Here is a 15780-nt window from a genome sequence, read left to right as displayed (position 1 = left end):
TAACGACTGCGGAGCCGTTCGATGAGCCGCTGCAAGTCGCGTGAGAAATGATGACCCGTCCAGACGCCGCTATTTGTCAGTATCACCCAACAATCACCTTGCGGATAACGCTCCACAAGCGCATGCGTCGAACTGAGCGTGCCGGTGCGTCGCCATCTCCCGTCGGGACTTATCTCACCCCACCCCCGGCTCATATTCTCCTTCTCGTCGTAGGAGGTCATCGTGCTGATGCTCTCATCGCTCAATATGTTCTTCACACCCGGCTCGCCATCGATAGCCGCAACCAGACGCGCAAGATCAGCCAGCCGATGCCACCCATCCTCCGGCACCCATGAGTCCGTTAACGTTGCTTCCACCATACACTCTCTCCACCATGTTGCCGCTACCGTTAAACTCCTCCACCAACTCATCTTCAAGTTGAACAGAATAGAAGCTTCATAATCCGACATTCCCCAACGTCGCCATTCCAAAAGCAAATCAACACAACTAGCATCAGCATGAGCCAACGCCTTTCCAATCACCTAGTAGAACCGATTCTTGTAAATTAGTCTGTCAAATTGCTCGGTATTTCTCATAGCTAGGATAAGCCAGCCATACCCTGACAATTTTGCCTGAGGACTCACCAACTGCCGATAGAAGCACTCCTTGTCATGCTCAACCGTCCACGCTGCCATATCAGCTACCACTGCTCCTAACATATAGTTATGCCCTATCTTACAGAAATTATATTGAAAAATATGCACTATAAACTGTCATTCTGATTCTGTCTGCATATCAAGTACTTTAATCTCACCTTCAAAATTAAACATAAAATTTCCTTCGTTTAAATCAATTCTCCCATAGGGACAACTAATGAATAGTTCCTCGTAAGCTTTAGAAATAAAATCAAAGAAAAATAATGCTCTTTCACGACGTATATTAATTTCATTGAGACTCAACATTTCAAATGGAGGAAGTTCATCATTGATATTACTGATATAGTCGTAAAGAAGCTGACGTGTTCTAAGTATTTTAGTATGCTCCTGTCTCTTATAGATATTCCATAAATCAGACCAAGTTATGTAATCATTAATACCTGATGGGAATAAGCTAAACCAAGCGTGGCGGAAATCTTTAAACGCTATGTTTAACCATAATTGCTTTTCAGACTTATAAAGATGTTCTAACACAATCCAATAATAATTCCGAGATTGGCTTTGTGAATAGAAATTCCCTAGTTCAAAAACATCACAAAGGAATTTGTTCTTTTTACCGACAAAAGTTTTACATACAGAAAACTCAGAACTATCATTAGTAATCTTCAAATATCGACCATCTAATAGAGCTATCGCAAAACCATGATTCCCATTTTCTATATTTCCAATAGTCTTTAAATCGGGTCTAACGTAGAGGAACTCTTTGAGCACCTGCCTCATATCACAAATCTTCATACCTCTCATCTTTATCTGCATCATCAATTTCAAATTCAAATCCTGGAACTATCCCACAGTTGGCTCTACTTTCATCTTGCTCTTTTGAATCTCCAATCCAAGATGATGTCAATTTAATAGTTTGACTTTTAGGCTGCTGCTTCATTGGAAGTTCTTCCACTTGGAGAACTATTGGCAAATCTGCTATTAGACCAGAAAGAATACAAGCCCCTACCGGTAATATGGGTAAAGATTCCAAAGATAGCTTGTCAATATAGGACACTGCTTTTTCAATCATTTCAATATCTTTGTTGTTCACCAAACGATGAATAAGATAATTGTGAAGTTGGGAAACTATGGTAGCAGAAATATCTGATGGTCGTTGGCTGGCCAAAGTAAGAAACACTCCAAATTTTCTGCCCTCTTTGATTATTTCCTCAAACGTCTCTAATCTGTAATCTTTCCAACTTTCAGTTTCTCTCTTAGACTCCGTAGACAAAATATTATGAGCCTCGTCCACAATAATGTTTAAGTATACATTATTCTTTTTTGCTTTTAGTTTATGACCTCGGTAAAGAGCCATTGATACTATTAACGGAATCAGTTTTTTTAGATCAGTCTTAAGTACGTTAAGGTTTACAACTACAATGTTAGATTTTTTGAACATGTCGTTGTCCTCCCCAATATTAAATATATTGGGAACATCATTCATCAGGCTGTCTAGTCTCCTTACAACTGGATGAATATGATCATTTTGCGCTTTGTTTTGTACAAGGTCAATAATCAAACGCAGATTTAAGAAAATCAAAAACTCTTGTATGGGATTCTCAGGAAGCCTGAATGAATCAAGCATAGATTTCATCTTTAATCGACAAAAAAACTCCTCGTAGTTATCTGAAGTGACAAACCCATCTTTACTCCGAATCAGTTTAATAGAACCGTTGTTATAGATTTCTATATCGTCCATCACTGAACTATCTTGAAGTTCCCGATTAAGGCCTGATAATAGAATTTGATCCAATAAATCTAAAATATTGCGTTCCTTCTGTGCATCCTTTAACAACAAGGTATCCTTAATGTATTTAGAGATAGTATTCTTAAAATGGGACTGAATTTCTTCAGGTGACTCATGATTTTTGATGCTATTGTACAACTTCAATGCTCTTTTTATAAAAGGTTGCTGTGTTTTCTCTGTTGCATCGGATAGAATGCTTAAGGTGTCCAATCTAAGAAGGTCTCCAATAAGAAATGGAATTTTGTTAGATTCATTAGAGTCTGATCCAAGGTTATAAATTGTTTTGGAAGAGCATAAAGCATCAGTTGAAGAGTATTCTCCATTAAAATCGAAAACTACAAACCGAGCGTTCCTCTTGAAATTATTAAAATTTTTCATCTTATCAAACAGTTCATTGTATATTTTGGCGAGAGTATGACTTTTCCCACTGCCGGTATTCCCAAATATACCTATATGAGAGGCAAATAGTCTGTCTATGCTAATCCTTATCGGTACGTTTTCGTCAAGCATCAAATTACCCAAATAGATAGTCTCTTCTTCAGGATCCGCGAAACGGTGAATACGTTCAAATTCATCGTTGTCCATGAGGTATGCTATATTACCTATAAGAGGAACTTCTTTTACACCCTTATGATAACTACCTTTTTCAAAATATCCTATAATTTTGACAATTAGAAGACGAATGAGAGAATCTTGTTTACTATGATATTCTGTTTCAATTCTATTTTCTTTTAGTGTTTCACTCTCTACCTTTGCAACGAGGTTATAAAAACCTTTCTTTATTTTAAGAAAGCTACCAACAGATACGTTTTTTATCAAACGTCCCTTGTAAATAACATGTGGCAGATTCTTATTAGAGTCTACCTTAATTATTATTTCGCGACCATTCACAGCGTACACTTCTCCAATACGGAAAATAGAATCCTTTAGGTAATCGATTATCTCCATACTAATTGATAATTCCAAGAATTCGTTTAAATATAACCTCATTGATTACCTCTAAAGAGAACACATGGATGATTTTTTCTTTTTGCTCTCCATTTTTCTCTTCAATTACTTTTGTATTCCAAACGGGACATTCACGAATAAATTCCCGTTCATCTTCCTTTTGACCCTTATAATAATCCTCAGGCGAGATTACTATGATATTGTCGTTTAGCATTGTCCCTCCTAAAGCTATATTTGCCAATGTGGTATGTTTGGATTCCTCATTAAATGCAAAAACTACAATTTGCAGTGTAGGGTTCGTATTGGCAGCACGAACCGTAATTTTTGCTAAATGTTCATCAGCAAATGAAAAACCTGAAACAAATAAAAGGGTATTGCTTTGTTCAAGGGTATTAGAGTAGCGTCTCATCAGTTCATAGAAATGTGAATCGATAACACTTTCCTTAAATTTAGTTTTTCGAGGATGAATCATTATTAACTTCCAATAGGCATCCATGAAAGTGTTGATGGAAGGAGACATTTCGTACCCATCATTACACATCATGTTCTTTACACGATTAACTAATTGATCTATATCATCGTTAGAAGAGACACTCACTAATTGTCCATTAGGAATGAGGTCATAAGTCTCCTTAATTTTTCGAATAAGGTCTAGGTCCCTATCATAAGTAATTGAAACTTCATCATCCGCTTTCTTCCAATTTATAGAACCATGAATTTTGATATAATTAAAGATTGGTATATGAGCGAGATTTTGGTATAAGGGACTGATTTTAGTCAGAACATTGTTAAAACTATCTTCGCGAAATGTCGGAGTTATATAACCTTTGAAGCCATCGTTAAACTCAAGCCTTTGATGTTCCGCTGCTTTCTCTACTAGATTATCAATATTGGTCGTAAAAATATTTATTGTTTTATCTAATAACGAAGTATCTCGTTTCGCCATAATCGCATTCCAGATACTAAGGAAATGCTCATATGTGTTAACCACACTGGAATACTGCTCTTGTTTTTTAGCTATGAGATTATCACACATGCAAGGAGCCATAACTGAATTGAAATACTCACCAAATAAAGATGCTTCGACAACAGTTCTTAAATCTTTATCTAGAGACTGAGCTGCAGTAAGTAATTTTTCAATTGAGTTAAGTGTCTTAAGAAATGGACATGACAATCCAGATCCAAATAAAAAATTTATATGAGATGTTTGTATAAGATTTCTCAATTGTTCTAATTGGCAGATGTTCATAAATGCCTTGGTCTTTAGATATTTTTTTGATACAGTTCAATTACTTCTCTTTTGGTGTGAATCTGACCATTCCAATGCGTAAAATTTGGAATGTTTACGGTATGTTCTCCAAGAGACTCATACTTACCGAGTTTGATATTGAGACAAGGCATCGGTACAACGACCACGTTGCCATTGGCATCCTTCGTCTCCTTCTGACGCATTCCGAAAGAAATTCCGGTTACTTCGTAAAAACCGGCGATACCTCCATCAAACATTGGCACGAAATATTTCACCTTGGCTATGTCACCGGAAGGCATATTGCGCATCACATAGTCAGTGGCTTCGTGATTGGCAAATGCCATATACTCTTTACGTATTGTATTACGACCATCTTTGTCTTTTTTGTGTTTTGTAACTATTCCGAAAAGGAAGGTGTCATTTTTAGCCGAAGGACTGTTAACATAACCAACTTCTTGCTTCTTCTGAGCAAGGCGAACCGTGGGTTCGGTACCAAGAGGGCACTCTACCACATAGAAATCTTTTGCAAGATTTGCGAGCAAAATTTCGTTCTCTTTGTTGTACTTTGGATCTTTATCAAGTGCAAGAGAGAAAACTTCCTTATTGAGAAAGGGACTGTAAGTCTTTCCGAGAATGGTTTGGAAATTCTCTTTGAAATAAGTCTCGGCATCAATGTCGGGATGAGCGGTGATAGCATAGAAGCTGAATCGCTCGCTGAGCATCTGTTGGATTTCCTCTCGGAACTTTTTGCGTATAGTCTCTTTCCATGCAGCCTTTGCCCCAACATTCGCACGGGCATATAGAGCCAGCACAAAAAGGAAGTTCACATCATAGTGCGATACAAGCAAAGTATCGCGATCATACAGACGGTTCTCAAATTGCCGACAGATATTGGGCTGATGCGGATGTCGCTCTGTATGGTTATCGTAACTGAGAGTTTCCGGGTCAATATTGGCCGAGATAAAGAAATTCGGGATAATATTGTAGCCCTCCGTTCGGTCATCGCGAAGTTGTATAGTGCGATAGCGGTCTTTTTCCTCTCCCATATTTTGAGGATTGAGGAAAAGGTTCAGATTCCACTGAATTACATTGCGAGCGTATGTATATTGCTTATATACTGACTCAGGGCCAGGATTGCTACCAATTTTGTAATACTTGCTATCACCGATATAATAGACATCGTTCTGCTGCTCGCGGTTTATAAGCAAGCCCTCATAGGTATAGAAGTGGTCAACGAGTTTGCCATCAGTTTGTTCTTTAAGACCTGCCGGAACATCATTATCGCCTATAAGTTCTTCAATCATCGCCTCGAAAACGATGTGGAAATTTTTGACGAGAAGGTATTCCCTGTTGGTGACAGATGTTTTTATCTGATAAGCCTTGTCGAAGAAGGCATAGCAGAGTTCCCACAAACGAATTGCAACGTCAGAGAAATACTTATATTTTATCTGACGGAGACGGAGCATACCATAGCCGTTGATGTATCGCTCAAATTGACCGCCTTTGATAAGTTTGAACCCAAAAGGAATTTCGGCTTTGAATCCGAAACGGTCGTCTACATAGTGGAGTATAGAAAAGAAAATTACTATGAGTTCTTCATCAAAGTTGATTTGCCTTTTCTTATTGACCGGGTTGATATATACGGGAGATTCACTTTGCACCACAGCGGTAGTTGTCGAGATTGTCCGCGTCCAATTTATCTTATTGTAGCCGGAATGGATATTTTTAAGAACGTAGGTGAAGAATGACTGGTTTTCTTTTGCAAAACGTATAAGCGAAAGAATAACATCAAGCCAAGTATTAGCTTTCTTCTTCGCCCCGTGCCCCTCGCTCTCAATCTGCTCGCGGAGGATGATTTCGTTGTTTTGGTGTGACTCGTTGAAAACAACTATCGCGCGGTGGATCCACACTGCAAATTCATAGATGAATTTAGCCTCATGCGGTTCCAACGTAGCTTCATCAAGGTGTATAAGGTCACGAGGTTCGTACTTGCCGAAAACTTGTCCTTTTTCGTTGATGAGCACTTTAGGCAGAACGAATACCACATCGCGCACTTTCTCACTTGGATTGTAATAATACCCCACATAGCAGACGGATATGTTACCCTCGATATCTTGGAGAGTAAACAATCCGTCCAGCACGTCTTTAACGTCCTCGACTTTGTAGGGATATTCTTCAATCAATAACTTCATACAAAAAGACTATCACTCCACGTTTGTTTCCGATCCTTCAGTTCCCGATGCCGCATTTTCTTCAGGCTTCGAAGGCTCATTGCCAATCTTGGCAACTCCAAGTGCGGTGATGAACTGGCTGAGATAATTTTTCTCAGAGATGAAAAAGTCAGTAAATTCGTATTGCTTGCCTTTTTTGTCGGGGTTCTGAAACTCTTTGTGACCAATGTTGTAGTCTTTCAACACGTCAGACCATAGGTAGAAAAGTACCTTATTGACAAATATATCCTCGGATATAACATCGTTGGCTTTGAGGTCGGGATTGGGGATGCCTTTTTCATCACTTCTCTTATCGGGTTTGGCGAAGAAGAAGCCCATCTGCTTATCCGCACTCTCGGTGAGTTCCGAAATAATGGGGTTCATTATTTTAAGGAAGCTCGCCCATGAATAAAGAGTCTCCTTGATTTCAAAAGCGCGTTTCGATAGCGAGATGTCAGAATCATTTTCGAAAAATTTGATAGGCACATAACGCCAATTCCAACGGCGTTTGAACGCAGAATCAATCGGGAAAAGTGATTGATCGGAAGTGTTCATAGTTGCCCAAATGTAGAGATTAGGTGGTAGAAGCAATTTCTCTCCGTTGAGAATTGCTTCGCCAATCTCTTCAGTTTTGCCATTGTCTTTGGTGAGTACAAAAGAACGAATAGCATCTTTTTGCTCATCACTCAATTTGACAAATCCTTTTTTGTCCTTTTCAAGGAATCGAGCAATGTCTTCGTCAGCGTGTATAGCGAAGGAGGAGGCTCCTTGTGAGTTGCGGTCAAGCAACTGGAAAAGATCTCCGAAGATTTGAGCACAGTTTCCTCGGTTGATTTCTTCGATTACAAGAAAATGCGGGTTTTCGAGGTCTCCCCAAGCAGCCACATAAGCCTTAAGGAAAGCTTGTGGCACGAATTTGTAGACAATCTTCTTTTCGTAGGCTTTTGCATTTCCCTTTTCTTCTCCAAAATTGGCATGATGCACCGTGGTTCCCACAAATGCGTTTATAGGCATATCAGCCATAGTGGGTTTGTAAGCACCTACGAAAGAAGCGTAATCACTATCCGGGTGGAACGTGGTACGAACGGTGTTTGAATCGTTTGTCTGATTGTCTATTGCAAAGGACTTTCCCGTACCAGGCGCACCGTAGAAAATAAGTTGTAGGGGTTCGTTTCCTTTAAATTTTAATTCTTCGAAAGAGTGTATTGTTTTCAAAACATCGAGAGCCTTGTCGATGTCTTGAACATGAATTTGGTCGCGATGTTTCATATACCAAAGAAAATATTGAGGTAAAAAATTAAGGAGATTATAAGTTGAACTCGCAGTGAAGTTTTTCTTATGAAGAAAAACTCCATTTATATATGCTTTTTGAAGTAACTCTCCATAAGTTTGAAAAGTGGAAGTAGGGTTTATTTTTTCATTTTCAGACTTACAAAGCACTTCACAGGGCATTCCAACAAAAGCAACATTGTCAGAAGAAGCGTCCTGTTTGTATATGCCAATACAGTAACATTCAATAGCGTCTTTTTCAGAAGTATTGTCTCGAAAAGCAGTTGCGATTTTGGAATCAGTTAATGAAGGAGCCCAAGATGAACCAGCAGTTAGTTGGGTTCGTAATTCATCATCGTGAGCACGTCCTTTGCCTCCTTCATAAAGAATAAAAACATACACATAGAAGGAATGAGAACTCAAATAAGATGGAACAAAATTTCCCTTTAACAGAACATCTGTTCTTGTGTTATTCCCACGTCTTGAAACAACTTCAAATTTGAATAAACCAGGAAAATGTTTATCCATTTGTTGGATAAACACTTCATCGGCATTATATTCAGTATATGGAATACCCTCTATCATAGGATAATTCGGCGAATGAGTATCAATGATTTTAGGCATTTCTAATTAAAGTATTGAGTTTTGATTTGTTGTGCAAGAATTTCGACTAGCCGAGGAGGAACTGCGTTACCAATCTGTCTCCATTGGTCACTAAATTTCCCCGTAAAGATATAATCATCAGGGAAGGATTGAATTCTCTGAATCTCTTGAATACGAAGAAACCTATTTTTCCAATGAAAAGGTCCCATGTTATTGGAAAAACTGGCTTGAATAGTCCAAGACGGTTTTTGGGGAGAAAGTTTTAGAAGGAAAGACCAATATCTTGACCTCCATTTAAAAATGGGATTAGGATATCCTCTTTCCGCAGTAAAAAACAAGTAGTTATCTCCTGGAGGTATAAGCGGTAACAACTCCTTATGTTTGGAACCAGCTCTTTTCGATTCATCTTCAGGCAGATCGAAATCAATGTCATTTAATATATCTCCACAAGTAACCCAAGGCAGTTTGTCGTCTGATCCACCCTCACAATGGGTTTCCTGAGGGAAAATAAAATCGGGCATATCTTTCTTAACGCCTATACAAATGAAACGTTGACGAAGCTGTGGCACTCCGAAGTTTGCAGCATTAACAACTTTGTAGGTAATCTTATATCCGAGAGCCTCGCTTCTTTCTTTGACAAATTCTAAAGCAGCGGCATGAGGTTTAAACACAAATCCTGCGACATTTTCAAAAAAGAAAAAACGTGGGTCTAATTCTTCTAATGCACGAAAATAATTAGAAACAGTGAGAAAACCGGCTTCATCTTCTATTCCTCTCTTTTTCTCAGTACGATAAAAGCGTGATTTTGAGAAGGGAGGACAAGGAGGACCACCAACGAGTCCGTCGATAGTTCCGTATTTTTCTTTGACGGCACGGAAATCGACATCTGCTATACTGCCACAATACACTTCGGCAGATGGATAGTTTAAGCCAAAACTTTCACAAGCAACAGGCCAATTGTCATTGGCAAAAACAGTATCGAACCCAGCGCTTTTAAAGCCGCAGTCGATACCTCCTACACCTGAAAAAATGCTGACGATTTTCATAATTGAGAAATTAAATATTCGGTTGCTGCCTTTCCTAAAAGTGAAGGGACAGCATTGCCAATTTGTTTTTGTATCGCTCTGCGCGTCCCTTCAAAAACATAATCCATAGGAAATGTTTGAATAGAGGCGATTTCACGAACCCTAAGTCGTCGGTTGTTCCAATGAAAGGGTCCGACCCAAGGACCAGGTTGAGCTGCGATAGTCCATGATGGTTGAAGAGGGTGAAGTTTTAGCAGGAAATTCCAAAAGCGTTTGTTCGCAACAAACTTAGGATTTGGGTAGCCGTCTCTTGCTGAGAGAGCAATGTAATTGTGGCCAGGAGGAACTTCCGACAACTCGAAATCATAAGTTTTGCCTTTGGTGGTTTCTTCTGATTCGGATAAAGTTTCGGAGTCGAAACGTCCAATCCAGTCAAGGACATTCACTTTCACGATTTCTTCCTCAGACAAGAAAGTCAAATCGTCCTTGAATGGTTTCAAAGATGCAAAGAAAATCACTCTTTTGCGTTTTTGCGGAATTCCTAAAGCAAGAGCATTGATTAAGTATCGTCTAACATGATATCCCATTGCAACAAAACGCTGTTCAATATGCTCCACTATTGCTTTATTGGTAGGGTGAAGCATACTTTCAACATTTTCTAAAATGATGCCGTCAGGCCTAATTTCATCTATTATCCGAAGATACTCATAGACCATATTACGTTCATCATTGATGCCTTTACGTTTTTCGTTAGTTATCCAATAACCGGCTTTAGAGAATGGTTGACAAGGAGGTCCACCTACAATAATCAATTTCTCCGGGTTGTGCGATTTAAGCAAGGAACTGTAGTCGGCACCTTTTTTATCTCTAATGTCCGCGCACTCATGAGTAGAGTGTGCGAAAAAGGGATTGGCCTTCAGCGTTTGTACGGCAACGGGTTCAAAATCCAAACTGCTTATAACTTTCGCGCCACCAAGTTGAACCCCGATGTCAAGACCTCCACAACCAGAGAAGAAAGAAAGTGCACAAACATTAGAAGCATTCACGCTGTCGTATTTATCCATACAGGTATAATTACAATCGGAAAAAGGAAGAATAAACCCTTCTTCAGATAACTGTAATTCACCCAGGGAGGATACAAAAGCATCGCGTTGATGCTTCTGTATATGCTCTAAATATTTATGTCGAAGTAAATATTCCATAAAAAAAGAAGTTTCCGGGTAGCACCTAAAGGCCGACCAAAGCCTATACTAACTACTCGGGAACTCCGAAAATTTGTTTTACATATCGTTCGCGCAGATTGGTCTATTTTCAGGTGGCGTTACCGCTCAGTATATAATGCGAAACGATTGTGATGTCGTTGTCAGCGGACTAAACATAACTAGTCTGCGAAGTCCAAAACGGCAGAAGTCTCCGCTTCACCGTCTGAAACGAGCGGTGCGATATCTTGCCATTCGTTGCCAAGTTGGATATCAGCCTTGTTGCAGACTTCAACCCCAAGGAACGAAGGGTTCAACGATATGCCGATATTGGGGTCGGCATCATTGTAGTTCGCCTCTGCGCAATTCCGGCTGCACTCGGCATAGCCGATACAATCTTCGCCCAGCACTCGTTTGCGCGGAATCTCAGCCACTCGTTGACTGCATCGAAAATGCGGCATTGTACACCTAAATGGAGCATAATCCGTCATTTCTCATTACTTTGGTCGTTTATAGGTTGTTTTAATATGCAAAGTTAGTAAATATTTTTGAATCTTGCGTTACGTTACTCGAAGTTAATTTGAAGTGTTTCCACTTCGTTTTTAAATCTCCTATTACCAATTGAGGTGGGCTGTGTTACCAGAGGTTGCGGCGCGGTAGCTCGTTGCCATAACGACTGCGGAGCCGTTCGATGAGCCGCTGCAAGTCGCGTGAGAAATGATGACCAGTCCAGACGCCACTATTGGTCAGTATCACCCAACAGTCGCCTTGCGGATAACGCTCCACAAGCGCATGCGTCGAACTGAGCGTGCCGGTGCGTCGCCATCTCCCGTCGGGACTTATCTCACCCCACCCCCGGCTCATATTCTCCTTCTCATCGTAAGAGGTCATCGTGCTGATGCTCTCATCGCTCAATATGTTCTTCACACCCGGCTCGCCATCGATAGCCGCAACCAGACGCGCAAGATCAGCAGCCGATGCCACCCATCCTCCGGCACCCATCAATCCGTTGACGTTGCTTCCACCATACACTCTCTCCACCATGTTGCCGCTACCGTTAAACTCCTCCACCAACTCATTGTCCGGCGGATAATACCGAGTCTCCTTATCATGACGATCGGCATAATAGTTGGTGGCAGGACGGAACTGATACGCACCCGCCGGCTCCAAGACCGCCTCCCGGATATAATCCCAATAGTTCATGTCGGTCACTCTCTCAATCACGAGCGAAAGCAGCATATAGCCGAAATTACTATATCTTCTCCCCGCCCCGGGAGTGAACCCGAGCCGTCTGCCCAACACAATCTTCGTCAGCTCCTCATTCGTGGGAGGTGTAGTCAGCCTCTTGACTGCCATAATATCCTTGGTGTTAAACATCGGGTCGCCGGCACCGAGAGTGAACCCACCCTTATGGCGCAGAAGATGATCGACAGTGATATCCCTCATCCTCGGGTCGCGCATCGCGTTGGTATAGACGGTGTCGTTAAGTATGCCATCCTCGCCAAACACCTTACTGTCAAGACTCAGTTTCCCATTCTCACATAATTTCATTATTCCGACAGCAGTAACCAATTTCGATACAGATGCCATCCTCATAATAGTGGACGCATCCATAGTCTTACCGGCAGACACATCCGCCATGCCATACCCCTTGGCATATAGCAACGAGTCATGCCGGGTCACGGCAAACGAGATGCCCTTTATCTCCCATTTACGCATGAAACGTTCGATATCATTATCCATCGGAGCAAGCGAGGCTATGAACGACGCACGGTTAGACAACGTGTCGCTCCAGCGGACTCCGGATTTGGCTTCGACATGCTTTTCCGGCGATTTGGTACACGACACCCCAAACAGGTAGTGAATATGGATTAGTATAAACACCGACATTGAAAACAATATCAGCCACATCGTTCCTTTTCTTACATCTGACTTCTTCATCACATTCCGCGTCCGCAATCCGACGGAAAACCATCTTTGCGAAAACCGTCTGCAAAGTTAATCAATTGAAATTGTCTAATCTATTTCAAAGCAAAAAAAATTTTTAGCAAATAAGATTTATAAAATTTATAAGATTTATTGTACAAAATTTGTCATTAAGAATTATTCTTCTTACCTTAGTCGCCAAGAAAAAAACGAGAAAGTAACTATTATTTCCCATTTCATTTAAACCCAATAATTTATGAAAAGAATCTTTACTTATTCATTGCTCGCCCTCGCGCTCGGTTATGCTTCGCCGGCATTCGCCGACGACAACGCGATGGTTTCGGCATTCTCATTCTCCGTGGATGAGGCTGCCATTGAAAGTAAAATCACATTCAACGTTTCTGCAATCAATGGCACCGACATTCAGGTGGATTGGGGCAACGGTGAATTGAACGACTACAAGATCGCCGACTATGATGGTGAAGGATGGGTCTTCTCAGAAATCGCGGGCACAATCGCCGGTAAGACAATCACAGTATATGCTTCTGATCCGGCAATCATAAATTATCTTGATCTCACGAAAGATCTTTCAGACGATGCGGATGTCTACATCATATCCGCCGACTTTTCTCTTCTGAAAGGAGTCAAGCAGTTAGACCTTGGAAAAAACAAGCTGACCACCCTTGATGTTTCCGGTATGGAATCACTCGAGACTCTTAACACGTCCGACAACCAGCTTACAAAACTGACACTTCCGGAATCTGAAGTGCTGACCTCAATCAACGTCAGCAACAACGTAAATATCAATTCCGGAGAAAAGAATGAGGATGCCGGAGATAACCAGGTGCTTGGTTCAAAATGGAGCAACCTGCCCAATCTGACAACTCTAAACGTCAACGGCAATTCCGCCTCTAAGATGGGACTTTTCGGAAGTTTCGACATATCTTCCAACAAAAGTCTGAAAACACTGAACGCCAACTGCTGCGACCTCTCATCTATCGATGTCACTCAGAACACTGCGCTCAACACATTCAACGCACAGTGGAACCGCTTCACCACAATCGACCTCACTCAAATGGTGGCTAAGAAAGCGGCTGTGATGCTGAACCACAATAATCTAAAATCCATAAAGTTGCCTGACACGACTGAGGATAAGATGACGAGACTGAACCTCTCTTTCAATGCATTCTCCTTCGCCACACTCCCGACCGTAAATGCAACCAACTTCGTATATTCCGACCAGCAGGCTATCCTCAACCCGCTCAACGGCAAGAATATTGTTGATCTGTCAGCACAAGCTAAGGTGGGCGAAACTGAGTCAATATTCAAATGGACAGCTTACTTTGACGGTAGCGACGCCCCCGTGGACCTTACCACTGAAGGCGACAACGCTCAATACAGTGTGACAGCTCCCGGCGTATTCCAGTTCAACCTGCCGGTAGATTCCCTCTCCGCACAGATCACCAATGAGGTATTCCCCAATCTCACACTCTCGACTACAGCCGCAACTTCCGTAGAGCTGCTTCCCGTCATGCTGACGATGGACGTGACCAAAGCTGAGAATGCCGACAACCTCACTTTCGGTCTCTGCGATTCCGAAGGTCAGAACATCTATATCGACTGGGGCGACGGCGAATTTGATGGTCCTGTCACTGTAGCGAAACTCGGCTATGACTACTCTCCCGAAGAGATAACCGGAACTGTGAAGGGTGACAAGATTCAGATTAAGGGTACCGCCTCAACTGTGGAGAATCTTGTGGCAAATGCAGAGATCGACACACAGGCAGGTGTTGCCACTTCCGCCGTAATCAATGCAATCGACCTCTCAAAACTCACTGCCCTAAAGAAACTCTCTCTTGAGAACAATGCATTGGCTGAAATCGACCTCAGCAACAACAAGGAGCTTCTCAACGTGAAGATGAAAGCCAACAAACTGAAAGCATTCTCGGCAGAACTCCCCGAGCTCACTAACCTTGACCTTTCCAACTATGGAATCTCCGAGAAAGTGTATGGCGAGAATGCTGTTGAAAACCTTGACTTCGGCAAACTTCCCGCAATCAAGACTTTCATAGGAAGCTTCACCGGTATTAGCTATGACCTCTCAAAGGCTGAGAACCTCACATCCGCAACGCTTATCGGTAATGGCTACACCGACTTCAAGCCTGTAAGCGCATCAATCACATCTCTCACGCTGAACTACAACAACCTGACCACATTCGACGGCTCCGGTCTCACTGCCAACGGCAAAATCAACATCTTCCTTACCTATAACAAACTGGGTGAAGCCGATTGCCTCACACTTCCGGAGAACGCCAACAACGTCAATATCTCCAACAATGCCTTCACCTTCGCCACACTTCCGGGCGTGAAGTCGGTAAACGGCACATTGACCTACGCACCGCAGTCCGACGTGGAAGTAACAGCCAATGACGGCGTTATCGACCTTTCCGTACAGGCTACCGTAGGCGAGACCGCCACCGTATTCGCTTGGACTGCCGGAGAGGAAGCAATTGCCGACACAGACTTCAGCGTGGCAGACGGCGTGTTCACGTTCAACAAATCGTTCAGCGATGCTGTCTGCGCCATGACAAATGCAGAATTCCCCAAACTTACCCTCAAGACAATCCCGGTAGAGATCTCCGCAAACAGCTCTGCTGTAGATGAAATCGAAACTGCAGATGATGCAGAAGTGGAATACTTCAACCTTCAGGGCATAAAGGTAAGCGGTAAGGAAGCCGGAATCTACATCCGTCGCCAAGGCAAGACCACTACAAAGGTAATCGTGAAATAATACCTGTTTATCTATTTGCGCTTGAGGAGACCGAAATTCCGGTCTCCTCTTTTTTATGGTTGATGGTTGATGGTTTAGAGGAGATGGTTTAGAGGAGATGGGGGCATCTGACACATTATGAGTGTTACATTTTCTT

11 protein-coding genes and 1 pseudogene are annotated in these 15780 nt (G+C 41.8%); 1 reads left to right on the top strand and 11 read right to left on the bottom strand.

Annotated elements, in window-relative coordinates:
• From E5331_RS13840 to E5331_RS13795, 11 genes and pseudogenes are all read right to left on the bottom strand, one after another.
• A pseudogene (locus E5331_RS13840) lies at positions 1-449 on the bottom strand (hypothetical protein); the annotation flags it as partial.
• 72 nt (positions 450-521) lie between these two features.
• Positions 522-698 carry a hypothetical protein gene (locus E5331_RS20430; protein ID WP_168355242.1) on the bottom strand — a complete coding sequence of 59 codons (177 nt, stop codon included), beginning with the start codon at positions 696-698 and terminating at the stop codon, positions 522-524.
• Positions 699-752: 54 nt separating this feature from the next.
• Positions 753-1430: a hypothetical protein gene (locus E5331_RS13835; RefSeq protein WP_136013266.1), complete on the bottom strand. Its 678-nt coding sequence runs from the start codon at positions 1428-1430 to the stop codon at positions 753-755.
• Complete coding sequence (locus tag E5331_RS13830; protein WP_168355241.1) at positions 1417-3372, bottom strand: ATP-binding protein; 1956 nt, start codon at positions 3370-3372, stop codon at positions 1417-1419. The genes E5331_RS13835 and E5331_RS13830 overlap by 14 nt, the downstream gene beginning before the upstream one ends.
• Before the next feature lies 1 nt (position 3373).
• On the bottom strand, positions 3374-4621 hold the full coding sequence (locus tag E5331_RS13825) for an SIR2 family protein (protein WP_135984783.1): 1248 nt from the start codon (positions 4619-4621) through the stop codon (positions 3374-3376).
• A gap of 14 nt (positions 4622-4635) precedes the next feature.
• The gene (locus E5331_RS13820; RefSeq protein WP_123483322.1) at positions 4636-6813 is read right to left on the bottom strand and encodes an LlaJI family restriction endonuclease; all 2178 of its coding nucleotides are present in this window, start codon (positions 6811-6813) and stop codon (positions 4636-4638) included.
• A 12-nt stretch (positions 6814-6825) separates the two neighbouring features.
• A complete protein-coding gene (locus E5331_RS13815; RefSeq protein WP_135984785.1) occupies positions 6826-8724 on the bottom strand; it encodes an AAA family ATPase in 1899 nt (632 codons plus the stop codon).
• 2 nt (positions 8725-8726) lie between these two features.
• Positions 8727-9749: a DNA cytosine methyltransferase gene (locus tag E5331_RS13810; RefSeq protein ID WP_123483320.1), complete on the bottom strand. Its 1023-nt coding sequence runs from the start codon at positions 9747-9749 to the stop codon at positions 8727-8729.
• Positions 9746-10930, bottom strand: a complete 1185-nt coding sequence (locus E5331_RS13805; RefSeq protein ID WP_275441223.1) for a DNA cytosine methyltransferase — start codon at positions 10928-10930, stop codon at positions 9746-9748. Before E5331_RS13805 ends, E5331_RS13810 begins: the two co-directional genes overlap by 4 nt.
• A gap of 179 nt (positions 10931-11109) precedes the next feature.
• Positions 11110-11388, bottom strand: a complete 279-nt coding sequence (locus tag E5331_RS13800; RefSeq protein ID WP_135984787.1) for a hypothetical protein — start codon at positions 11386-11388, stop codon at positions 11110-11112.
• 175 nt (positions 11389-11563) lie between these two features.
• Positions 11564-12868 (bottom strand): serine hydrolase domain-containing protein, encoded by a 1305-nt coding sequence (locus E5331_RS13795; RefSeq protein WP_275441222.1) that lies wholly within the window; start codon positions 12866-12868, stop codon positions 11564-11566.
• 241 nt (positions 12869-13109) lie between these two features.
• Between E5331_RS13795 and E5331_RS13790 the strand changes: the two genes are divergently transcribed.
• Complete coding sequence (locus tag E5331_RS13790; protein ID WP_135984789.1) at positions 13110-15644, top strand: leucine-rich repeat domain-containing protein; 2535 nt, start codon at positions 13110-13112, stop codon at positions 15642-15644.
• Positions 15645-15780: the final 136 nt, after the last annotated feature.

Origin of the sequence: Lepagella muris, from assembly GCF_004793975.1 — a bacterium.
Taxonomy (GTDB): domain Bacteria; phylum Bacteroidota; class Bacteroidia; order Bacteroidales; family Muribaculaceae; genus Lepagella; species Lepagella muris.
Note: the sequence above shows the minus strand (reverse complement) of the source record. Positions and strands in the feature narration are given on the sequence as shown.

Bases quoted from the DNA above. Each gene is read 5' to 3' on its own strand.
- E5331_RS20430 (WP_168355242.1), bottom strand. From the start codon at position 698: ATGTTAGGAGCAGTGGTAGCTGATATGGCAGCGTGGACGGTTGAGCAT.
- E5331_RS13835 (WP_136013266.1), bottom strand. From the start codon at position 1,430: ATGAAGATTTGTGATATGAGGCAGGTGCTCAAAGAGTTCCTCTACGTT.
- E5331_RS13830 (WP_168355241.1), bottom strand. From the start codon at position 3,372: ATGGAGATAATCGATTACCTAAAGGATTCTATTTTCCGTATTGGAGAA.
- E5331_RS13825 (WP_135984783.1), bottom strand. From the start codon at position 4,621: ATGAACATCTGCCAATTAGAACAATTGAGAAATCTTATACAAACATCT.
- E5331_RS13820 (WP_123483322.1), bottom strand. From the start codon at position 6,813: ATGAAGTTATTGATTGAAGAATATCCCTACAAAGTCGAGGACGTTAAA.
- E5331_RS13815 (WP_135984785.1), bottom strand. From the start codon at position 8,724: ATGCCTAAAATCATTGATACTCATTCGCCGAATTATCCTATGATAGAG.
- E5331_RS13810 (WP_123483320.1), bottom strand. From the start codon at position 9,749: ATGAAAATCGTCAGCATTTTTTCAGGTGTAGGAGGTATCGACTGCGGC.
- E5331_RS13805 (WP_275441223.1), bottom strand. From the start codon at position 10,930: ATGGAATATTTACTTCGACATAAATATTTAGAGCATATACAGAAGCAT.
- E5331_RS13800 (WP_135984787.1), bottom strand. From the start codon at position 11,388: ATGCCGCATTTTCGATGCAGTCAACGAGTGGCTGAGATTCCGCGCAAA.
- E5331_RS13795 (WP_275441222.1), bottom strand. From the start codon at position 12,868: ATGAAGAAGTCAGATGTAAGAAAAGGAACGATGTGGCTGATATTGTTT.
- E5331_RS13790 (WP_135984789.1), top strand. From the start codon at position 13,110: ATGAAAAGAATCTTTACTTATTCATTGCTCGCCCTCGCGCTCGGTTAT.